This is a genomic window from Actinomycetospora sp. 2LY8.5 (assembly GCF_057180585.1).
The window spans coordinates 276,006-297,062 of the sequence record NZ_JBXUHE010000005.1; the positions used below are offsets into that span (position 1 = coordinate 276,006).

21 protein-coding genes and 1 tRNA gene are annotated in these 21,057 nt (G+C 73.8%); 15 read left to right on the plus strand and 7 right to left on the minus strand.

Translation table 11 applies throughout. The features are described from left to right. Window positions 1-86 precede the first annotated feature (86 nt). Window positions 87-2,405, plus strand: coding sequence for a sodium-translocating pyrophosphatase (locus AC2A1K_RS09790; protein ID WP_483896170.1), 2,319 nt, complete (start codon window positions 87-89; stop codon window positions 2,403-2,405). A 75-nt stretch (window positions 2,406-2,480) separates the two neighbouring features. Here AC2A1K_RS09790 and AC2A1K_RS09795 read toward each other — a convergent pair whose 3' ends face one another. Further along, window positions 2,481-3,164, minus strand: a complete 684-nt coding sequence (locus AC2A1K_RS09795; protein ID WP_483896116.1) for an SDR family NAD(P)-dependent oxidoreductase — start codon at window positions 3,162-3,164, stop codon at window positions 2,481-2,483. Between the two features lie 102 nt (window positions 3,165-3,266). Between AC2A1K_RS09795 and AC2A1K_RS09800 the strand changes: the two genes are divergently transcribed. From AC2A1K_RS09800 to topA, 3 genes are all read left to right on the plus strand, one after another. Continuing rightward, window positions 3,267-4,121 carry a helix-turn-helix transcriptional regulator gene (locus AC2A1K_RS09800; protein WP_483896117.1) on the plus strand — a complete coding sequence of 285 codons (855 nt, stop codon included), beginning with the start codon at window positions 3,267-3,269 and terminating at the stop codon, window positions 4,119-4,121. Between the two features lie 42 nt (window positions 4,122-4,163). Then, the gene (locus tag AC2A1K_RS09805) at window positions 4,164-5,144 is read left to right on the plus strand and encodes a hypothetical protein (RefSeq protein WP_483896118.1); all 981 of its coding nucleotides are present in this window, start codon (window positions 4,164-4,166) and stop codon (window positions 5,142-5,144) included. Window positions 5,145-5,348: 204 nt separating this feature from the next. Further along, on the plus strand, window positions 5,349-8,303 hold the full coding sequence (topA, locus tag AC2A1K_RS09810; RefSeq protein ID WP_483896119.1) for a type I DNA topoisomerase: 2,955 nt from the start codon (window positions 5,349-5,351) through the stop codon (window positions 8,301-8,303). A gap of 68 nt (window positions 8,304-8,371) precedes the next feature. On the opposite strand, the gene AC2A1K_RS09815 is transcribed toward topA, so the two are convergent. Continuing rightward, window positions 8,372-9,028, minus strand: coding sequence for an FMN-dependent NADH-azoreductase (locus AC2A1K_RS09815; protein ID WP_483896120.1), 657 nt, complete (start codon window positions 9,026-9,028; stop codon window positions 8,372-8,374). 101 nt (window positions 9,029-9,129) lie between these two features. On the opposite strand from AC2A1K_RS09815, the gene AC2A1K_RS09820 reads away from it, so the two are divergent. Further along, window positions 9,130-9,618 carry a MarR family winged helix-turn-helix transcriptional regulator gene (locus tag AC2A1K_RS09820; RefSeq protein WP_483896121.1) on the plus strand — a complete coding sequence of 163 codons (489 nt, stop codon included), beginning with the start codon at window positions 9,130-9,132 and terminating at the stop codon, window positions 9,616-9,618. A 132-nt stretch (window positions 9,619-9,750) separates the two neighbouring features. After that, a complete protein-coding gene (locus AC2A1K_RS09825; RefSeq protein ID WP_483896122.1) occupies window positions 9,751-11,742 on the plus strand; it encodes a bifunctional MFS transporter/dTMP kinase in 1,992 nt (663 codons plus the stop codon). Here AC2A1K_RS09825 and AC2A1K_RS09830 read toward each other — a convergent pair. Then, on the minus strand, window positions 11,739-11,927 hold the full coding sequence (locus AC2A1K_RS09830) for a hypothetical protein (protein ID WP_483896123.1): 189 nt from the start codon (window positions 11,925-11,927) through the stop codon (window positions 11,739-11,741). The two genes, AC2A1K_RS09825 and AC2A1K_RS09830, sit on opposite strands and share 4 nt — an antisense overlap. A 70-nt stretch (window positions 11,928-11,997) precedes the next feature. On the opposite strand from AC2A1K_RS09830, the gene AC2A1K_RS09835 reads away from it, so the two are divergent. The 4 genes from AC2A1K_RS09835 to AC2A1K_RS09850 all read left to right on the plus strand — a co-directional run bounded on the left by AC2A1K_RS09835 (window position 11,998) and on the right by AC2A1K_RS09850 (window position 15,912). After that, window positions 11,998-12,981: a helix-turn-helix domain-containing protein gene (locus AC2A1K_RS09835; RefSeq protein ID WP_483896124.1), complete on the plus strand. Its 984-nt coding sequence runs from the start codon at window positions 11,998-12,000 to the stop codon at window positions 12,979-12,981. Next, entirely contained in the window at window positions 12,978-14,180 is a 1,203-nt protein-coding gene (locus AC2A1K_RS09840) for a DNA polymerase III subunit delta' (protein WP_483896125.1), read from the plus strand. The genes AC2A1K_RS09835 and AC2A1K_RS09840 overlap by 4 nt, the downstream gene beginning before the upstream one ends. A gap of 71 nt (window positions 14,181-14,251) precedes the next feature. Beyond that, window positions 14,252-15,433, plus strand: a complete 1,182-nt coding sequence (locus AC2A1K_RS09845) for a serine hydrolase (RefSeq protein WP_483896126.1) — start codon at window positions 14,252-14,254, stop codon at window positions 15,431-15,433. 2 nt (window positions 15,434-15,435) lie between these two features. Continuing rightward, window positions 15,436-15,912, plus strand: a complete 477-nt coding sequence (locus AC2A1K_RS09850; protein ID WP_483896127.1) for an ArsR/SmtB family transcription factor — start codon at window positions 15,436-15,438, stop codon at window positions 15,910-15,912. 181 nt (window positions 15,913-16,093) lie between these two features. Here the strand turns inward: AC2A1K_RS09850 and AC2A1K_RS09855 are convergent, their stop codons facing one another. Then, the gene (locus AC2A1K_RS09855) at window positions 16,094-16,660 is read right to left on the minus strand and encodes a CGNR zinc finger domain-containing protein (protein ID WP_483896128.1); all 567 of its coding nucleotides are present in this window, start codon (window positions 16,658-16,660) and stop codon (window positions 16,094-16,096) included. 63 nt (window positions 16,661-16,723) lie between these two features. On the opposite strand from AC2A1K_RS09855, the gene AC2A1K_RS09860 reads away from it, so the two are divergent. Together AC2A1K_RS09860 and AC2A1K_RS09865 are read left to right on the plus strand one after the other, a co-directional pair. Then, window positions 16,724-17,563, plus strand: coding sequence for an alpha/beta fold hydrolase (locus AC2A1K_RS09860; protein WP_483896129.1), 840 nt, complete (start codon window positions 16,724-16,726; stop codon window positions 17,561-17,563). A gap of 122 nt (window positions 17,564-17,685) precedes the next feature. After that, window positions 17,686-18,045: a hypothetical protein gene (locus tag AC2A1K_RS09865; protein WP_483896130.1), complete on the plus strand. Its 360-nt coding sequence runs from the start codon at window positions 17,686-17,688 to the stop codon at window positions 18,043-18,045. A gap of 4 nt (window positions 18,046-18,049) precedes the next feature. Here the strand turns inward: AC2A1K_RS09865 and AC2A1K_RS09870 are convergent, their stop codons facing one another. After that, entirely contained in the window at window positions 18,050-18,838 is a 789-nt protein-coding gene (locus tag AC2A1K_RS09870) for a carbon-nitrogen hydrolase family protein (protein WP_483896131.1), read from the minus strand. 20 nt (window positions 18,839-18,858) lie between these two features. Here AC2A1K_RS09870 and AC2A1K_RS09875 point away from each other — a divergent pair, with 20 nt between their 5' ends. Further along, complete coding sequence (locus AC2A1K_RS09875) at window positions 18,859-19,605, plus strand: arylamine N-acetyltransferase family protein (protein WP_483896132.1); 747 nt, start codon at window positions 18,859-18,861, stop codon at window positions 19,603-19,605. Window positions 19,606-19,608: 3 nt separating this feature from the next. On the opposite strand, the gene AC2A1K_RS09880 is transcribed toward AC2A1K_RS09875, so the two are convergent. Next, on the minus strand, window positions 19,609-20,028 hold the full coding sequence (locus AC2A1K_RS09880) for a DUF4395 domain-containing protein (protein WP_483896133.1): 420 nt from the start codon (window positions 20,026-20,028) through the stop codon (window positions 19,609-19,611). Further along, on the minus strand, window positions 20,025-20,453 hold the full coding sequence (locus AC2A1K_RS09885) for a thioredoxin family protein (RefSeq protein ID WP_483896134.1): 429 nt from the start codon (window positions 20,451-20,453) through the stop codon (window positions 20,025-20,027). The genes AC2A1K_RS09880 and AC2A1K_RS09885 overlap by 4 nt, the downstream gene beginning before the upstream one ends. A gap of 93 nt (window positions 20,454-20,546) precedes the next feature. On the opposite strand from AC2A1K_RS09885, the gene AC2A1K_RS09890 reads away from it, so the two are divergent. Beyond that, window positions 20,547-20,918 carry a hypothetical protein gene (locus AC2A1K_RS09890; RefSeq protein WP_483896171.1) on the plus strand — a complete coding sequence of 124 codons (372 nt, stop codon included), beginning with the start codon at window positions 20,547-20,549 and terminating at the stop codon, window positions 20,916-20,918. A gap of 47 nt (window positions 20,919-20,965) precedes the next feature. Beyond that, window positions 20,966-21,042, plus strand: a tRNA-Thr gene (locus AC2A1K_RS09895). Window positions 21,043-21,057 lie beyond the last annotated feature (15 nt).

Below are 21,057 nucleotides of genomic sequence, written 5' to 3' on the forward strand. Positions count from 1 at the left end.
CGGGTCGTGGCCTGAATCATCACGCGCCGAGGTCGCCGCGAGGCCGGGCCGGGCGCGTCGAGCAGAAGTGCCAACCGGGAGGCTGGATGCAAGCGTCCGTCCTCGCCGCGGGGATCACGTTCTCCGCCGGCGACAACATCGTGGTCGTCGTGGTGGCGGTCGTGGCCGTCATCGCGCTGATCATCGGCGTCGTCCTGCGTCAGCAGGTCCTGGCGGCCGACGAGGGCACGCAGGGCATGCGTGACATCGGCCGGGCCGTACAGGAGGGCGCGAGCGCCTTCCTCACCCGCCAGTTCAAGACCCTCGCGCCGTTCATCGTCGTGGTCTTCCTGGTGCTCTTCGCCCTGCCGGCGGGCAGCACCGGCGAGCTGATCGGCCGTTCGGTGGCCTTCGTCGTCGGCGCCCTGTTCTCCATGGCGATCGGCGCGCTGGGCATGAACCTGGCGACCCAGGCGAACATCCGCGTCGCCGCCGCGGCCAACGAGCCGGGCGGGCGCGACAAGGGCGCCAAGATCGCGTTCCGGACCGGCGGCGTGGTCGGCATGGCCACCGTCGGCCTCGGTCTGTTCGGCGCGGCGATCGTCGTGCTGATCTTCGTCGAGGAGGCCCCGCGCGTCCTCGAGGGCTTCGGCCTCGGCGCCGCCCTGCTCGCCATGTTCATGCGTGTCGGCGGCGGCATCTTCACCAAGGCCGCGGACGTCGGCGCCGACCTCGTCGGCAAGGTCGAGCAGAACATCCCCGAGGACGACCCCCGCAACGCGGCGACGATCGCCGACAACGTGGGCGACAACGTCGGCGACTGCGCCGGCATGGCGGCCGACCTGTTCGAGTCCTATGCGGTCACCCTGGTCGCCGCGCTGATCCTGGGCTCGGTCGCGTTCGGCACGCTGGGTCTGACGTTCCCGCTGATCATCCCGGCGATCGGTGTCCTCACCGCCATCGTCGGTGTGTTCATCACCCGCACCCGCGAGGGCGAGAACGCGCTGCGCGCGATCAACCGCAGCTTCTACATCTCGGCGATCATCTCGATCGTCGCCTGCTCGTTCGCGGCGTTCTACTACCTGCCGACGAGCTTCGCGGAGCTGCCCGGGGTCGACGCCGACCGCATCGGCGACCTCGCCGCCGCCGGGAACCCGGCGGTCATCGCCGCCATCGCCGTCGCCATCGGCATCGTGCTCGCGATCGTCATCCTGTCGCTGACCGGCTACTACACCGGCACCGAGACCCAGCCGGTCAAGGACGTCGGCACCAGCTCGCTCACCGGTGCCGCGACGGTGATCCTCGCCGGCATCTCGGTCGGCTTCGAGTCGGCGGTCTACACCGCGATCGTCATCGGTGCGGCCGTCTACGGCGCGTTCCTGCTCTCGGGCTCCGTGTTCGTCGCCCTGTTCGCCGTGGCCCTGGCCGGTACCGGCCTGCTGACGACGGTCGGTGTCATCGTCGCCATGGACACCTTCGGCCCGGTCTCGGACAACGCGCAGGGCATCGCCGAGATGTCCGGTGACGTCGAGGGCGCCGGTGCGGACATCCTCACCGAGCTGGACGCGGTCGGGAACACCACCAAGGCGATCACCAAGGGCATCGCCATCGCCACCGCGGTGCTCGCCGCGACGGCGCTGTTCGGGTCGTACAACGACGCGATCACCCAGGCCTACAGCGATGCGGGCCAGGCGCTCAGCGACATCTACAACATCACCGCTCCGAACGTCCTGGTCGGCGTCATCATCGGTGCGGCCGTGGTGTTCATGTTCTCGGGTCTCGCGGTCAACGCCGTGTCCCGCGCGGCGGGCGCCGTGGTGTTCGAGGTGCGCCGCCAGTTCAACTCGATCCCGGGGATCATGCAGTACCGGGGCGGCCAGGGTGAGGGTCGTCCGGAGTACGGCAAGGTCGTCGACCTCTGCACGCGCGACGCGCTGCGCGAGCTCGCGACGCCCGGCCTGCTGGCGATCCTCGCGCCGATCGCGGTCGGCTTCGGCCTCGGCGTCGGCCCGCTCGCGGGCTACCTCGCCGGCGCGATCGCGGCCGGCACACTGATGGCGATCTTCCTGGCCAACTCCGGTGGCGCCTGGGACAACGCCAAGAAGCTCGTCGAGGACGGCAACCACGGCGGCAAGGGCTCCGACGCCCACGAGGCGACGATCATCGGTGACACCGTCGGTGACCCGTTCAAGGACACCGCCGGCCCGTCGATCAACCCGCTGATCAAGGTCATGAACCTGGTCTCGGTGCTGATCGCCCCGGCCGTCGTGGCCCTGTCGGTCGGAGTCGAGGCCAACCCGGCCGTCCGCATCACGATCGCCGTCGTCGCGGTGGTCGGCATCGCGGTGGCGATCTACGTGTCGAAGCGCCGCTCGACGGCGATCGCCGACTCCAACCAGGACGCGGCGACTCCGGCCTCGGCCTGACGCGAGCGCGCCAGCGGTAGCTGAGCGCAGGGCCCCTTCGGTCGACGAGATCGACCGAAGGGGCCCCTCGCTCGTTCACCAGGCGACGACACCGTCCCGCTGCAGGAACCGCCCGGACGGTCCGTCGACGTCGAGAGCGGCGGCGACGATGGCGTCGGTGCCCTCCTCGACGGTCTGGGTGCCCTGGTGGTCGTTGAGGTCGGTCGCCGTGTAACCGGGGTTGACCACGGTGACGAGGACGTCCGGGAGGCTCTGCGCGTAGCCGATGGAGAGCATGTTCAGCGCGGCCTTGGTCGACGGGTAGGTGAGGTGGGGGTGGTTGTCCCAGCGCCCGCTCGTCATCTCCGTGAGCGAGCCGAGGCTCGACGACACCATCACCAGCCGCGGGCGCTCGGCGCGGCGCAGCAGCGGCAGGAACGCGCGGGTGACGCGCACCGGGCCGAAGACGTTCGTCTCGTAGGCCTCGCGGAGGTCCTCGACGCCGGTGTCCGCGGGCGGCCGGGTGCCGCCGACGATCGCGGCGTTGTTGACGAGCACGTCCAACGCCCCGACCTGCGCCTCGGCCTCCTTCACGGCGGCCTCGACCGACGCGTCGTCGGTGACGTCGAGCGCGATCCGGCGGATGTCCAGCTCGTCCGGGGTGACGAACGCCGCCGGTTCGCGGCACCCGGCGAGGACGGTCCAGCCCTGCGCGGCCAGGCGGCGGGCGGCGACCACGCCGAGTCCGCGGGAGGCGCCGGTGATCAGTGCGGTTCTCATGGCCTTCACGCTGCGCCGTCCCGTCGCGGGCGACCAGGGAGCACGGACCCGGGGACCGGCGGTACCAGGCTGCGCTGCCGGGGACGGGGCAGGCTGAGGGGCATGTCCCGGGGTGACAGGAGCGAGCTCGCGGCCGCGCTGCGCCAGTGGCGGGAGCGTCGGGGCCCGGCGGACGCGGGCCTGCCCGCCGGTCCGCGGCGGCGCACGCCGGGGCTGCGGCGTGAGGAGGTCGCGCAGCTCGCCGGGGTGTCGGTCGACTACGTCGTGCGCCTCGAGCAGGGCCGCGGCCCGCACCCGTCGTCGTCGGTGCTCGGCGCGCTCGCCCGGGCGTTGCGCCTGACGGCGCCGGAGACGACGCACCTGTTCGACCTCGCCGGCGTCGAGACACCCGGCGCCGGGCAGATCGTCGATGTCGTGCGGCCCAGCGTGCTGCGCCTGCTCGACCGGATGCACGACCTGCCCGCGATGCTCGTCGACGCCCGCAGCACCCTGCTGGCCTGGAACCCGCTGCTCGAGGCGCTGTACGGCGACCTCTCCGCGATCCCGCGGGACCGGCGAAACATGCTCTGGATGCGCTTCGGGCCGCGCGGCGGCGAGGGCCGCGCGCTCGTGGTGGACGAGGACGGCAGCCGCGAGCGACTCGATCGCCTCTCCGTGGCCCAGGCACGGGCAGCGCTGGGCCGCTACCCCGACGACCGGGTGCTGCGGGGGCTCGTCGACGAGCTGACGCGGACGAGCCCGATCTTCGCTGAGCTGTGGGCGCAGCGGCCGGTGGAGGACCGCCGCGTCGACCGGAAGTCGTTCGAGGTGCCGGGCGTCGGACGGCTCACGCTGGACTGCGACTCGCTGGAGGTTCCGGGCGACGACCAGCGCCTGGTCGTCTACTCCGCTGCGCCGGGCAGCCACGACGCCGAGCTGCTCGGCCTCCTGCGCGTGGTGGGTCTGCAGACCGTCTGAGGTCCCACGTCCGTTCGAACGCATGTTCTAGGCTCCGCGGGCGTGGGGCAGCTGTCGTTCTACTCGGCCGACGCCCGCCCGCGCGCCCTGACCGACCTCGAGGGCCTGCTCTGCGGGCCGGGGCGCGCGGAGATCTTCGGGCGGGGCTCCGCGGCGCGGCTGACGATCGTCCTGGGGCCCGAGCCGGCGCCGGAGCCCGAGGAGGACGATGACGTCGGGGACGAGGAGGTCGACGTCGAGATCGCGACCGACGACACGCCCGAACCCGATCCCGACCCCGGGCCCGACGTCGACCCGGACGAGCTCGCGTTCCTCGACCTCGACCCGGACGAGATCGCCGCTCTCCTGGGGCGAGCCGGCGGACACCCTGACGTTCGACGTCGGTCTCGCGCCTCCGGCGAGGCAGCTCCCCCGATCGGCGTGCTCCCCTCGACGCTGCGTGCCGCGGGTGGTGGCCGCCACGCTGAGGCACCCGCCACCCCCGGGCCCGGCGTGTCGCTGCAGCGAGGCTGTGGCGATCCTGGCGTCAGACGCCAGCAACGCCGCATCGCTCGCACGCCGGAGGCTGACGACCCCCTCGTGACGTGGCGCGTGCGGGCCCTGTGCTGCGCGCTGCGGGTGCGGGGGGTGCCGGCCGAGGTGGGGCGCGCCGGGGACGGGCGCCCGGAGGTCCGCACGGCGTTCCGGGCCGATCTGGTGGACCTCGCGAGGACCTGGACCGGCGGCGGGGGAATGAAGCACGTGCCCGAGGGGTTCGAGCTCGACGGACCCCGGTTGCGGCTGTGGGTGCTCGCGGCCGGCGCGGTCGACGGGCGGGCGTACACGCTCGGTCTCGACCCCGACGCTCCGGGATCGAGTGACCGTCTGCTCACGGCGAGTCGTCACGCGGGGCTCGGCGCCACCCTGGCCGGCGCGGCCCGGACCCCGGTGCTGCGTATCGTCGGGAGGCGACGGCACGGTCGACTCGGCGAGCTGCTGGGCCGACCGCCCCGCGATCTGGCCGAGGGCGTCTGGCCGGTGTGAGCCCGGCGACATCGAGCCGAGGAACACCCGGTCGGCCCCGTGAACAGCGCCGATCGGTCCAGAATCCGGGTCGCCACGCCCGGCGGCAGGACCCGTCACCACCCTGGTGCGTGAGCGTTGACACCGGTCGCGCCTGGCGCAGGTGACACCGTGAGGCACACTGGCGGCGAGTGGCGACCCGCCATGAGTACGACGAGACGAGGCATGCCCGTGGCACCGACGAAGGGCTCGACGACGGCACGCAGCGCGACCACCGAGGCCGAGACCCCGACGCAGAACGGGTCGACGGCCGGGTCCGGCACGCGCGCGAAGTCCGGCGCGACGTCCTCGGGTGGAGGCAGGAAGACCGGTCGCGGCGGCGCGACCCCCGCCGGTGACGGCGGCCGCCGCCTCGTGATCGTCGAGTCGCCCGCGAAGGCCCGCAAGATCGCCGACTACCTGGGCTCGCGCTACATCGTCGAGTCCAGCCGCGGCCACATCCGCGACCTGCCGCGCGGCGCCGCCGACGTCCCCGCCAAGTACAAGGGCGAGGCGTGGGCGCGCCTCGGCGTCGACGTCGACAACTCCTTCGAGCCGCTCTACATCGTCACCCCGGACAAGAAGTCCACGGTGACCGAGCTGAAGGACGCGCTCAAGGAGGTCGACGAGCTCTACCTCGCCACGGACGGCGACCGCGAGGGCGAGGCCATCGCCTGGCACCTGCTCGAGACGCTCAAGCCCACGGTGCCGGTCCGGCGCATGGTGTTCCACGAGATCACCGAGTCGGCCATCCAGGCGGCCGCGGCGAATCCCCGCGAGCTCGACAAGGACCTCGTCGACGCCCAGGAGACCCGGCGCATCCTCGACCGGCTCTACGGCTACGAGGTCAGCCCCGTGCTGTGGAAGAAGGTCATGCCGAAGCTCTCGGCGGGCCGGGTGCAGTCGGTGGCGACCCGCGTGATCGTCGAGCGCGAGCGCGAGCGGATGGCGTTCGTGTCCGCCGGCTACTGGGGCATCGACGCGCAGCTGCGCGCCACGGAATCGAAGGACGACCAGGCCCCGCGCAGCTTCAAGGCGTCGCTCACGGCCGTCGACGGCGCCCGCGTGGCCACCGGCCGCGACTTCGACTCCCTCGGCCGGCTCAAGACCCAGGACGTGCGCCGCCTCGACGAGGGCGACGCCCGCCGGCTCGCCGAGGCCCTCACCGACCGCGACTACACGGTCTCGTCGGTCGAGGAGAAGCCCTACACGCGCAAGCCCTACGCGCCGTTCATGACCTCGACCCTCCAGCAGGAGGGCGGGCGCAAGCTGCGGTTCTCGGCCGAGCGCACGATGCGCACCGCGCAGCGCCTGTACGAGAACGGCTACATCACCTACATGCGCACGGACTCCACGACGCTGTCCGACACGGCGATCAACGCCGCGCGCACCCAGGCCCGCGACCTCTACGGCGCCGAGAACGTCGCCGAGAAGCCGCGCCAGTACACGCGCAAGGTCAAGAACGCGCAGGAGGCCCACGAGGCGATCCGGCCTGCGGGCGAGACGTTCCGGACCCCCGGCCAGGTCGCGGGAGAGCTCTCCGGCGACGAGTTCCGCGTCTACGAGCTGATCTGGCAGCGCACGATCGCGAGCCAGATGCGTGACGCGCGCGGCACCACGATGAGCGTGCGCATCACCGGCACCGCCGCGACCGGCGAGGAAGCCACGTTCTCCGCGTCCGGCCGCACGATCACGTTCCCCGGCTTCCTGCGCGCCTACGTCGAGACCGTCGACGAGGAGGCCGGCGGCGAGGCCGACGACGCCGAGCGCCGCCTGCCGCGCCTGGCCGAGGGCGACGCGTGCGCCGCCGACGAGCTGAGCCCCGAGGGCCACAGCACCAACCCGCCCGCGCGCTACACCGAGGCGAGCCTGGTCAAGACGCTCGAGGAGCGCGGCATCGGCCGCCCCTCGACCTACGCGTCGATCATCAACACGATCCAGGAGCGCGGCTACGTCTGGAAGAAGGGCGGCGCTCTCGTCCCCAGCTGGATCGCGTTCGCCGTGGTCGGGCTGATGGAGCAGCACTTCGGGCGCCTCGTCGACTACGACTTCACCGCCGCGCTCGAGGACGAGCTCGACGCCATCGCGGCCGGCGAGGCCCAGCGCGAGACGTGGTTGTCGCACTTCTACTTCGGCGGCAACGGCAGCTCGCCGAAGGGCGACGGCGTCGAGGCGTCGATGTCGAACCTCGGCGGGCTGAAGAAGCTCGTCGGCGACAAGCTCGAGGGCATCGACGCGCGCGAGGTCAACTCGCTGCGGATGTTCGCCGACGACCAGGGCCGCGACGTCGTCGTGCGCGTCGGTCGCTACGGGCCCTATCTCGAGCGGATCGTCACCGAGGACGGCGAGGAGAAGTCCCAGCGGGCCAACCTGCCCGAGGATCTCCCGCCCGACGAGCTCGACCTCGCCCACGCCGAGGAGCTCTTCGCGACCCCGCAGGAGGGGCGCTCGCTGGGCACCGACCCGGAGTCGGGCCACGAGATCCTCGCCAAGGAGGGCCGGTACGGGCCCTATGTCACCGAGGTGCTGGACGAGGGCGACACGTCCAAGCCGCGCACCGGCTCGCTCTTCCGGTCCATGACGCTGGCGGAGATCACCCTCGATGACGCGCTCAAGCTGCTGAGCCTGCCGCGCGTGGTCGGCACCGACCCCGAGTCGGGCGAGGAGATCACCGCCCAGAACGGGCGCTACGGGCCGTACCTCAAGAAGGGCAAGGACTCCCGGTCGCTGGACAGCGAGGAGAAGCTGTTCACGGTGACCCTCGAGGAGGCGCAGAAGCTCTACGCCCAGCCCAAGCAGCGGGGCCGGGCCGCGGCGAAGCCGCCGCTCAAGGAGCTCGGCACCGACCCGGCGTCGGGCAACCCAATGGTCGTCAAGGACGGCCGCTTCGGCCCGTACGTCACCGACGGCGCGGGCGTGAACGCCTCGCTGCGCAAGGGTGACGCGGTGGAGAGCCTCACCGACGAGCGGGCCGCCGAGCTGCTGGCCGAGAAGCGGGCCAAGGACGGCACCAAGCCCGGAGCCAAGAAGCCGGCGGCGAAGAGGGCCCCGGCCAAGAAGGCAGGCGCGAAGACCGGCACCGCGAAGAAGTCCACCGCGAAGTCGGGCAGGAGCTCGACGCGGGGGACACCCACCAGCTGACCCGACGGGACCCGTGTCCTGCTGAGGACACGGGTCCCGGGCGCGCGGTCGGGCGACCTCGGGCGACCTCAGGCCACCCCGGCGGCCACGCTGCGGGCCATCTCCCGGCCGGCGTCGCCGGCGAGCTCGTGGGCGCGGGCGCGCACCTGGTCGGCGAGCGGGCGCAGCTCCGCCATCGCCTCGACGCTGTCGGCGAGCGTCAGCTCGGCCTCGACGAGGGTGACGTCGCCGCCCCACACGTCGCCGAGGATGCGCACGATCCAGGCGGTGGCGTGGTCCCACCCCGCGCGCGGGGTGCCCTCGCCGTAGCCGCCGCCGCGCGCGATCACGAGCGTGACCTGCTTGCCGGACAGCGGCGACGTGCCGGGCGCGAAGCGCGGGTCGGTGATGAGCAGGTCGATCCACATCTTGAGCTGCTGCGACACCCCGAAGTTGTAGAGCGGTGTCGCGATGACGAGCGCGTCGGCGGCGTCGACCTCGTCGGCCAACTCGGCGGCGAGCCCGACCGCGGCGCGCTGCTCGTCGGTGCGCTGGTCCTCGGGGGTGAAGCCGGCGAACGCGGCCGTCGGCCAGGCGTCGGCGGGCACGGGGTCGGTGCGCAGGTCGCGGTGCACGACGGAGCCGTCCGGGTGCTGGTCGAGGTAGGCCCGCTCGAGTGTGTCGGCGACCTCGCGGCTCACCGAGCCCTCGGTGCGGATGCTGCTGTCGAGACGGAACAGGGTCACGGGGTCCTCCGGGAGAAGCAGAACAAGTGCTGTCACCAAGATGTTCTGTTGGGCAGACGTTCTTGTCAACAGAAGTAACTGCTACCCGCTAGCCTGTGGTCGTGACCACTCCGCGCGTCGAGGCCGACCTGGGCTGGGCCCTGGGCCGGGTGGCACGTGCCCACCTCCGCACCGCCCAGGACGTGGTGTCGGGCCTGCCGGGCGGCCCGCGCGGCTACCAGGTGCTGGCCGGGCTGGCGGAGGGGCCGCCGCGCTCGCAGCTGGCGCTCGCGCGCACGCTCGGCGTCGACCGGACGGTGATGACCTACCTGCTCGACGAGCTCGAGGGTGCCGGTCTCGTCGAGCGCCGTCCCGACCCGGCCGACCGGCGCGCGCGCCAGGTCCTGCTCACCGAGGCGGGACGGGCCCGGCTGTGCGGGCTCGAGCGCGACCTGCGCGCCGCCGAGGAGGAGCTCCTCGCCCCGCTCGACCCCGCCGAGCGCGACCAGTTCCGCGCGCTCCTGCAGCGCCTCGCGACCGGTCCGGACGGCGCCGGCGCGTGCCAGGTCGCCGAGGAGATCCAGGAGATGCAGGCCGACGGCACCTGCTGAGCGGCGCCTCGCCGAAGGATCCCGCGCGCCACTACCCTGCGGGGAGGGCCGGGTCGAGGCGAGGGGTGATCAGGGATCGACGAGCAGCCCGCCGAGTCCGGCGCGCCGTCCGCGACGCACCGGATCCGCAGCGTGCTCGCGATCCGCCCGTTCCGCAGACTCTGGGCGGTCACCGCGGTGGCGAGCTTCGGCGACTGGCTCTCCCTGCTCGCCCTGACGGCACTCGCGACCCAGCTGACCAGCGGCTACCAGGCCCAGAGCTTCGCGCTCGGTGGCGTCGTGGCCACCAAGCTGCTGCCGGCACTGTTCATGGCTCCGCTGGGCGGCGTGCTCGCCGACAAGTTCGACCGGCGCACGGTGATGGTCACCTGCGACGTCGGGAAAGCCATGCTCTTCCTGTCGATCCCGCTCGTGGGCTCGCTGTGGTGGCTGTTCGCGGCGACGTTCCTCATCGAGCTGTGCGCGCTGGTGTGGATCCCGGCCAAGGACTCGTCGGTCCCCAACCTGCTCAAGCGCTCCGACCAGGTCGAGACGGCCAACCAGCTCTCCCTGGTGATGACCTACGGTGTCGCCGTCATCAGCGCCGCCGGCGCCTTCGCGCTGATCTCGAAGTCGGGCAACATCGCGGGCTGGCACCCGAGCCCGACCACCACGGTCTACCTCGCCCTCGTCGTCAACGGCCTCGCCGCGCTGCTCACGGCGTTCACCGTCGCCTTCCGCATCCCCGAGATCTCCGGCCGCAGCGCGGAACGCCGCGCGGCGGCCCCCGGTCTGCTGGCCATGCTGCGCGACGGCGCCCAGTTCGTGTCGACGACGCCGTTGATCCGCGGCCTCGTGGTCGGCATCGTCGGCGCCTTCGCGGCCGGCGGCGCGGTCATCGCGAGCGCCCGGCTCTACGCGACGAGCCTGGGCGGCGGCGACGCGGCCTACTCGGTGCTGTTCATCGCCCTGTTCACCGGGCTCGCGCTCGGGATGGCGACGGTGCCGCGCATGGCCCGGCGGATGCCCCACCACCGGCTGTTCGGCGTGGCCATCGTCGGCGCCGGCACCTCGCTGCTCGCCGTCGCGGTCGCGTGGCACCTCTACCTCGCGCTGGTCACCGTCGTCCTCGTCGGCTTCTTCGCCGGGACGGCGCTGCTCACCGGGCTGACGATCATCGGCGCGCAGGTCGAGGACGCGGTGCGTGGGCGGGTCGTCGCGTTCGTGCAGTCGATCGTGCGCGTCGACCTGCTGGCGTCGATGTCGGTGGTCCCGCTGCTGGTCGGGCTCGTGCAGTCGCGGACGCTGACGCTGTTCGGGCAGCCCTCGCAGGTCGACGGCACGCGGTTCGTGATGTTCGGGGCGGGCATCGTCGCCGCCGCGGTCGGCGTGCTCGCCTACCATCAGATGGACGACCGCCGCGACCGCACGATCCTCGCCGACGTCAAGCGCGCGCTGCGCCGCAGCCGCCACGGCGAGCCCGGCCTGCTGATCGCGGTCGAGGGCGCCTCGCGCACCGACACCGCCGAGCAGAGCGAGCGTCTCGTGCGCCGGCTCGCCGAGCAGGGCGCCGACGTGGTGCTCGCCGGCCGCAGCGCCACCGACGCGACGCGGGTGTCGGCGGCGGTGTCCGCCAGCGGGCTCGACGGGCCGCGCGCCCGGGCCCTCGTCGCCGCGGCCGTGCGCGCCGACGTGCTCGCCCACGAGGTGCTGCCCGCCCTGCGCGCGGGCCGGGTCGTCGTCATCGAGGGCGGTCTGGACTCCCCGCTGGCCCGCGCCGGCGACGAGCTCGACGCCGCCGACCTGCAGCGCCTCGGCGCATGGGCGACCGGCGCGGTGCGTCCCGACGTCACCGTGCTGCTCGACCGCGACCCGAGCGCCTCCGACCCGACGGCGGTCACGGATCCCGATGGTCGAGCTCCCGTGTCGGCGGGCTCCCCTCATCGCTCCGTCTCCGGCGGGGTCGTCGACACCTGGCAGGTCCAGCGCACGCTCACCGAGGTGGCCGCCGCCGACCCCGACCGCTACGTGCGCATCGACGCCGACGGCACGCCGGACGAGGTGGCCGTGCGCGTGCGGGATGCGCTCGGCCCGGTGCTCGACCGCGCGCTCGCCGGTGCGCGGTCGGAGCCTGCCGGCCGCTAGCGATCCCGGCGCGGGGGCTCGCCCTCCAGCGTCGCCCCGTGCAGCTCCCAGCCCCGGCCGTAGCGCCGGGCCCACCGCAGCGGGCCCTCCTGCTCCCACGGGTTCTGCGCGCGCTGGACCCGGTCCCAGGCCTGGTTGTACAGCTCCCACTGCTCCCGCATCCGGCGCCACCACGTCGAGGCCATGGCTCGATGGTCGTCCGGCGGTGTCCATCCGACGAGTGGCAGATGTGACGGTGTTCGATACATTTCTGCCATGCACATCGTCGCCGCCCCGGTCACCGACGGCACGCCGATGTTCGAGCTCTCGACGATCGTCGAGGTGCTGGGCACCGACCGCGCGGCGGCGGTGGGGCTGCCGGCGACGGACTGGTACGACCTGCGGGTCGTCGCGGCCGAGCCGGGCCCGCTGCGGCTCGGTGTCTGGGGCCTCCTGGACACGCCCTGGGGCCTCGATGCCCTGGTCGACGCGGACACCGTCGTCGTCCCGCCGCCCCGCGGCGACCGCACGGAGTATCCGGAGGCTCTGCTGGAGGCCCTGCGCGCCGCCCACGCGCGCGGCGCGCGAATCGCCTCGATCTGCACGGGAGCGTTCGTGCTGGCCGCGGCGGGGCTGCTGGACGGGCGCCCGGCGATCACGCACTGGGAGTACGTCGACGAGCTGGCGCGGCGCCACCCGCGGGTCGACCTGCGGCGCATCGTGCTCTACGTCGACGACGGCGACGTGCTGACCTCCGCGGGCTCCGCGGCCGGGCTGGACCTGTGCCTGCACCTGGTGCGGCGCGACCACGGCAGCCGCGTGGCCGGGATCGTCGCGCGCCACAGCGTGGTGGCGCCGCACCGGGACGGCGGGCAGGCCCAGTTCGTGCCGACCGCCGCGCCGGACCTCCCGGCCTCGGGGTTCGCCGCAAGCCTGGACTGGGCGCGTCGGCGCCTCGACCGCCCGATCGGCGTGGACGAGTGGGCCCGCGCCGCCGGCACGAGCCCGCGGACGTTCGCGCGGTGGTTCCACGACGCGGTCGGCTCGACCCCGGCGCGCTGGCTCGCCCGCGAGCGTGTCCGGCTCGCCCAGGAGCTGCTCGAGGCGACCGACCTGTCCGTCGACGCGGTGGCCGGGCGGTGCGGGTTCGCGACGGCGGCGGGCCTGCGCCGCCCGTTCGTCCGCGAGGTCGGCGCGACGCCGGACGAGTACCGGCGGACCTTCGGTCGTCGGAGGGGTGCGGCATCATCGACGGGGTGAGCGTCTGGACCCAGGTCGTCGGTCAGCCGGCCGCCGTGGCGGAGCTGCAGGCGGCGGCCGAGCGCGGCGCCGACGTGCGGTTCTCCGACGAGCTCGACGACGGCGACACCGGCGCCGGCGCCGGCATGACCCACTCCTGGCTGTTCACCGGCCCGCCCGGTTCGGGGCGCTCGGTGGCCGCACGCGCCTTCGCGGCCGCGCTGCAGTGCCCGCACCAGGGCTGCGGCGACTGCCCCGCCTGCCACACGGTCATGGCCGGCACCCACGCCGACGTGCGCGAGATCGTCCCCGAGGGCCTGTCGATCGGCGTCAAGGAGGTGCGGTCGACCATCGACGTCGCCGCCCGCCGGCCCACGACGGCGCGCTGGCAGATCGTCATCGTCGAGGACGCCGACCGTCTCACCGAGCAGGCCTCCAACGCCCTGCTCAAGTCGGTGGAGGAGCCCGCGGAGCGCACGGTCTTCCTGCTGTGCTGCCCGTCGGAGCACCCCGACGACATCTCGGTGACCATCCGCTCGCGCTGCCGCGCGGTCCGCCTGCGCGCGCCGGCGGCGGAGGCGATCGCCGCCGTGCTCGTCGAGCGCGACGGCATCCCCGAGGCCGACGCGACCTGGGCGGCGTCGGTGTGCGGCGGGCACATCGGGCGGGCGCGGCGCCTCGCGCGGGTCCCCGAGGCCCGCGAGGAGCGCGACGCCGTCCTCGCCCTGCCCCGTGCGCTGCGCTCGCCCGGCGACGCCTTCGCCGCGTCGGACGCCATGGTCGGCGCGGCCGAGACCGAGGCCGCCGCCCTCGCCGCCTCGCGCGACGAGGCCGAGCGCGAGGAGCTCGCGGTCTCCCTCGGCGCCGGCGGCACGGGCAAGGGCACCGCCCAGGCCCAACGCTCGGCGCGTGCGGCGGAGAAGGACCTCGAGAAGAAGCAGAAGTCACGGCTCACCCGCACCAAGCGCGACGCCCTCGACCGCGCGCTGGTCGACCTCGCCGGCTACTACCGCGACGTCCTCGTGCGGGGGGTGGGCGCGTCGGTCACGTCGACCCACCCCGACCGCGCCACCGAGGTCGGCAACGCCGCGCGCGACAGCACGCCCGAGGCGTCGCTGCGCCGCCTCGAGGCGATCCTCGCGTGCCGCGACGCGCTGGCCGCCAACGTGAAGCCCGAGATCGCGATCGACGCGCTCGTCACGGCGTTGCGGGCGGGCTGAGCCGCTCGCGCAGGCCCGCCCCGAGCCACACGCGATGGCGCGTTCCGCGGCGACCGCCTACTCTTGCCGTTATGCCGGAATTCCGTAAGAACGGAATCGCGATGGTCCTGGCCTTGGCGCTGCTCGTGCCGGCCGCCTGCTCGTCGGGCGCCCCCGGCGGGGACGCGGCGCCGGCCGTGCCCGCGGCCACCGTGCCCGCGAACCCGCCGCGCCCGGCGGACTGCGCACCCGCGCCTCCCGCGGACCCGACGACGGTCGACGGGTGGCTCGGCATCATGGCCGCGACGTCCGGCGACGTGGGTCTGGTGGTGGACGACGGGCGGGGCTCGGTCGTCTCGCACGCCCCGGACACGCAGATGCCCGTGGCGTCGGCGGCCAAGATCGTGCACGTCGCGGCGTACGGCCGGGCGGTGGCCGAGGGCCGCCTGCGTCCCGACGAGCAGGTCCGCATCGGCGACTGGGAGAACTGGTACCTCGCCTCGGACGGCGGTGCCCACGCGACCGCGCTCGACCTCCTCGGCATCCCGCGCAACGGCGTGCAGGGCGCCGTCGACCCGAACCGCACGGTGACGCTCCAGCAGATGGTCACGGCGATCGTGCAGGCCAGCGACAATGCCGCCGCCGACTACCTGCGTGACCGGCTCGGCGACCAGGCGCTGCTCGACGCGGCGGCGTCGGGTGGGTGGCGGGGCTTCGACCTGCCCTCGGAGCTCGGCGCGCAGCTCGCGCTGGTCCGCCCCCAGGAGGCGCCGCCGCTGTCGGCGCCGCGCTCGGTCCGCGGTCCCGCGGAGCTTGCGATGGCGCAGCGCTTCGCGTCCGACCCGGCGTACCGCGAGGAGTCCCGGCAGCGCCTGGTCGCGCAGGCCGAGGACGTCGAGGCCTACCTGCTGGAGAGCGAGCGGTGGGCGCAGGCGACCTCGACGGGCTCCGCGGCGCAGCTCGCCGGGCTGTGGCGCGCGGTGATCAGCGGGTCCTTCGGGACGGGCGCCGACGTCGCCCGCGGCGAGCTCGAGGTCACCGGGCAGCGCCCGGACGGCCAGTTCCGGGCCTTCAAGGGCGGTTCCTTCCCGGGCGTCGGCGCGATGGTGCTCAGCATCCGCCGGCCGGACGGCACGATCGGGATCGGCGTGCTGCTCGGGCGGGGCTACGCGCCGACCACCGACCCGAGCGAGGTGGGGCTCGCGCAGCTGCGCCTGCTGTCCTCGGCACTGGAGGACCCGGCCGCCCGCTCCCGCGTCCTCTGCCTGGCCTGAGCGTGGACACCCCCGAGGCTCGTCTCGACGCCCTCGAGGCGCGCGTCGCGGCGCTCGAGGAGCGAGTGGACGACCCGACTACTGCCGACCGGCCGACCGGCGAGGCGGGCGAGGTCGGCTACCACGGCAGCGTGCGCCTGCAGGAGGGCACGAACCCGATCACGTGGACGATCGGCTACGACGCCGCCGCCACCCTCGGCCTCGCCGCCGGCCCGGTGTCCGAGGTGCTCGCCGCGCTCGGCCACCCCGTGCGCCTGGCCCTGGTGCGCCGTCTGCTGACCGGGCCGGCGGGGACGAGCGACCTGGTCGAGGCGGCCGAGCTCTCCTCGTCCGGCCAGCTCTACCACCACCTGCGCACGCTCACCGCCGCCCGCGTCGTCGAGCAGGACGGCCGCACCTACCGCGTCCCGGACACCGGCGTCGTGCCCGTGCTCGTCGCCCTCCTCGCCGCCGCCGACCTCGCCGGCACCTTGCGCTGATCTCGAGTCGCCGGGGTGCGAGCGATGCGGCATCGCTGGCGTCTGACGCCAGGATCGCCACATCCTCGCTCGCGCGACACGCCGGGCCGGGCGTGGTCCGGGGGGTTTCAGCCTGGGGGTCGTCGGCGGCACGCAGCGGAGCGGAGCTGCCGCGCCGGAGGCGAATGACTGACGTTCGACGTCAGGAAATCCCCCCGCTCGCTCTCCGGCGCGCGCGGTAGGCCGCCACGTTGGCGCGGTTCCCGCAGAGATCGGGCATGCAGTAGCGCCGCCGCCCCGGGCGACTGGTGTCGATGAAGACCCCCGAGCACGTGTCCGAGGCGCAGTCGCGGAACCGCTCCGGTCCCAGGGCCCGCAGCGCCCCGAGCACGCCGAGCCCGCCCAGCAGGGCCAGCCGGTCGGCGAGCGCGGCGTCCTCCCGGGGGAGCGCGATCCACTGCAACCGTCCCCGCTCGTCCGGCGCGAGCTCGACCGTGCCGATCCCGCGCGCGACGAGCGCCGACGCCCCGCTCCCGAGTGCCTCGGTGTCCCGCTGGTCGAGGACGTCGCGCAAGCGGCCGCGGACCTCACGGACGGCGGCGACGTCCCCGTCGCCCACCGCCGACGCGATCCCGTGCTCCCCCAGGAACGCCGTGAGCGCATCGGCGTCCGGGAGCTGGTCCTCGCCGTGCCAGACCCCGGGCGCCGTGTTCACGAGCTCCGTCGCCAGCCCGGCCGCGGCGACGTAATCCTCAAATAGCGCTTGCAACCCTTACGCACCCTCTCCTAAGGTAAGGCTCTAAGAAAGAGTTTAGCTCTGTCAGGAGGAACTGTGACCACCGACCTCGCGACCTGGGCCCTCCGCCACCGCGTGACCCTGCCGACCGGCACCGTCGCCGTCGACGTCCTCGGTGCCGACCGTCCCGGCACGCCCGTCGTCCTCACCCACGGCACGCCGTCGTGGTCGTACCTCTGGCGTCACGTCGCGCCGGCGCTCGCGCAGGACCGCCCCGTCCACCTCTGGGACCTGCCGACCTACGGCGACTCCACCGGCTGCATCGGGAACGGCCCCTCCGTCGCCGCCCACGCCCGGACCCTCGCCGCGCTCGTCGAGCTCTGGGGTCTCGAGGCACCCGTGCTCGTCGGCCACGACATCGGCGCCGCGACGGTCCTGCGCGCCCACCTCGTCCATGGCGTCCCGGCGGCGGGCCTGGTCCTCGCCGACGCCGCGGTCCTCTCGCCGTGGGTCACTGCCACGGCCGCGCACATGCAGGAGCACCTCGACGTCTACCGGTCGATGCCGAACGGCGCCTTCGCGGCGCTGATCGCCGCGCACCTCCGCACGACGTCGGCCGCCGGTCTCGGCGCGGCGGCCGAACGCGCCTACCTCGACCGCTACGCCGGGCCGGAGGGCCAGCAGCGCTATCTCGACCAGGTCGCCGGCTTCTCCGAGGCGGACACCCACGACGTCGTCGCCCGCCTCGGCGAGATCACCGCGCCGACCGACGTCGTCTGGGGCGCCGACGACACCTGGTTGCCGAGCACCGCCGGGACGGCCTTGCGCGACACCATCCCGGGCGCCCGCCTCCACACCGTCGAGGGCGCCGGCCACTTCCTCACCGAGGACGCGCCGGAGGCGTTCGTCGACGCCCTCACCCGGGTGCTGCCGTGAGGTACGGGGAGGTACGGATCACCCTCGCCGGCCGGCAACCGAGAAACATCACAGCCGTCTATCAGGACGTATCACCCACGTGTCGTCGCACGACAACGGCGACCCATCTGGAGCCCTGCACGATGAGTTCCCCCGCGCGCCCCGCTTCCTCCCACGTCACCATCCCCGCGCCCCGACAGAGCTCCGACGAGGCCCGCGTCCTCGTCATCGCCGCTCGACCCGACGCCCGCGGCCTCGCCGCGGCGAGGGTCCTGGCGGACCGCATGGGCGGCGCCGCCGCCCACTCCGGCGACACCGACCTGGAGACGAGGCTCCGCGGTGCCTCGGAGGTCATCGTGCTCGACCCGAGCGCGATGCGCGCCCGCGTGACGCGCGACGAGGCGTTCACCGCGCCCGCGGCCCCGGCGGCTCGGCGCGACCTGCTCAACCGTCTCGCCCCCCACCAGGACCGCGTCCGCTGGATGACCCGCCCGGCCGCCTGACCGGTCAGAGCCGGCGGTTCGCGAGCACTGGCAACGTGGCTCGGACCTCGGGGATCTGCTCGGGGTCGACGTCGACCACGAGCAGCCCCGGGTCCGCGCCGAGCTCGTCGATCGTCACGCCGAACGGGGACGCCGCCAGGCTGTGCCCGACGCCGCGGGGCGCCGTGCCCGGGTCGATTCCCCGACTCGTCGGGTCGGCCTGGTCGGCGGCGAGCACGAACGTCGTCGCGTCGAGCGCCCGTGCACGCACCATGAGCTGCCACTGCTCGACCTTGCCCGGGCCCGCACCCCAGCTCGCCGGCAGCACCGTCACGGTCGCGCCCTGGTCGGCGAGGGCACGGAACAGCTCCGGGTAACGGATGTCGTAGCAGGTCGCGAGCCCGAGCGTCGTGCCGTCGACCGTCACCGTCACCGGTTTCGTGCCCGGAGCGACCGTGTCGGACTCCCGGAAGCCGAACGCGTCGTAGAGATGGATCTTGTCGTAGGCCGTGTCCACGCCGCGGCCGGTGACGAGCAGCGTGTTGGTGATGCGGCCGTCCGCGGTCGGGGTGAACATCCCCGCGACGATCAGTACGTCGTTCCGCTCCGCGATGCGACGGACCTCGCTCGCCCACGGGCCGTCGAGGGGCTCGGCGATCGGCTTCAGCGACACCCCGAACCGGCACATCGTCGCCTCGGGGAACACGACCACCGTCGCGCCCTGCTGGGCGGCGAGGGCGGCGTGGTCGGCGACGATCTCGAGGTTCGCCGACGGGTCGTCGGTCGCGAGAACCTGGGCTAGGGCGACGCGCATGACCCGTGTATACCGGGCTCGTGGACGCGGCGGACTACCTGACGCGGATCGGTGCGGCGACCGGGGACCCGCTCGACGTGCTGATGCGCCGACACCTCGAGACCGTCCCCTTCGAGAACGTCTCGATCCACGAGCGCGACCACGTGCCCCTGGAGGACGGGGCGCTGGTCGGCAAGGTCGTGGCGCGTCGTCGTGGCGGGTTCTGCTATGAGCTCAACGGTGCCTTCGCCTGGTTGCTGAGCGAGCTCGGGTACGTGGTGACGCGGTGCTCAGCCCGCGTCGCCACTCCCGACGGGCTCTCGTTCCCCGGCGACCACATGGCGCTGATCGTCGGCGACAGGACCCTCGTCGACGTCGGCTTCGGCCGGTTCGCCGTCGGCCCGCTCGACCTGGAGTCCCGGGACGAGCAGCCCGACCGCTCGGGCGTCTTCACCGTCCGCGACGCGCCGGACGGGGAGCTCGACGTGTTCTGGGGCGACAAGGCCCAGTACCGCCTCGACCCGCGGACGCGCTCGCTGGGCGACTTCGTGCCGATGGCCTGGTGGCACCGCACGTCGCCGACGTCGCCGTTCACCCGCGAGGTCACCTGCTCCCGGCTGACCCCGACCGGACGGGTGACCATCTCGGGCCCGACGTTCATCGAGACCGCCGACGACGGCACCCGCACCGAACGCGACCTGTCCGCCCAGGAGCAGCTGGCGACCTACCGCGACGCGTTCGGGATCGCCCTCGACGCCGTCCCGCCGGCGCTGCACCCGACGGACTGACGGTCAGCGCGCTGCGCGCACCCGCGCGAGCAGCCCGTACATCTCGCAGCCGAGACAGAAGCCGAACGCCGCGTTGAGGAACGCCGCGGCGAGGGCCATCGCGGTCGCGACGACACCGAGCACGGTCGCGCCGCTCAGGTAGCCGACGGCGGCGACGACCGTGAAGACCAGCCCCACCGCCTGCGAGAACCGCACCGGCGCGGCGTCCTCCCGCTCGCTCGGCGGGCCGAGACGCGGAGCGAGCAGCACCCGGTAGAGCGCGCCGTAGGGCGAGTACCGCATCCCGGCGGCGACCGGGATCGCGAACACCACCGCCTGCAGGGCGGCCAGCACGCCGCTGCCGGTGAGGAGCACGACGGCCAGGACGACCGTGGTCACGGCGGCGGCGAAGCGGACGCCGCGAGGGTCGAGCTGCTCGGTCAACGGGACTCCTCGAGGGACAGGGCGGCGACGAGGTCCGCGCGCCGTGGGACGCCGCCGACGCGCAGCAGCTCGGTGCCGCTGCGGCCGAAGGCAACGGTGGTGGGGGTGCGCAGAACGTGCAGGGCCTGGGCGACGTCGGGCCGGTCGGCGACGTCGATCTCGACGTGACGGACCCCCGCGTGCTCGCCGGTGAGGATCTCGAGCTCCTCGCGGGTCCGCGCGCACGGCGTGCAGATGGGCGAGGAGAGCTGCAGGAGGAGCACGCGGTCGTCGGGTTCGGGGGAGACCTCCGCGAGGTCCCAGCCGTGCGCGGCGCTCTCCGAGGACCGGATCCGTCCGTCGCGCCGCTGCAGGGCGAGCCCGACGAGGGTGGCGACGACGAGGACACCGACGAGCACGACCGCGCCGAGCGCACTGATCCCCACGACTGTCGCAACCCTTCCGACGTGCGCCGTTGTTCCCGGGTGCTATACCGAGTCGTGGCAGTGGCGGCGGCGGCGACCTTCGTGTGGCTCGGCATGGTGCTGGCGCTCTCGTTCCTCGAGGCGCCGTTGAAGTTCCGCGCGCCGGGTGTGACGACGGTGATCGGCCTCGGGATCGGGCGGCTCGTCTTCCGGGCGCTGAACGTCGCCGAGCTGGTGCTGGCGGCGCTCGTCGTCGTGGGCGTGGTCCTGGCCGGCCTGCCGACGGGGCCCGCCGTCGCGGTGGCCGTTCTCGTGGCGCTGCTGATCGTGCAGCTGGCCCTCGTGCGCCCGGTGCTCAACCGCCGCTCCGACCGCGTCCTCGCCGGCGAGAAGCCACCGCGCTCCCGGGCGCATCTGGCCTACATCGGGCTGGAGGTTGCCAAGGTGGTCGCGCTCGTCGTGCTCGGCGTCCTGCTGCTGGCCTGACCCGCCTGCTCAACGCGGCGGGCGCCTGCCCTACACTCGTGACCATTGCCGCCTTAGCTCAGTCGGCCAGAGCAACGCACTCGTAATGCGTAGGTCTCGGGTTCGAATCCCGAAGGCGGCTCCACCCTGACCAGCAGGT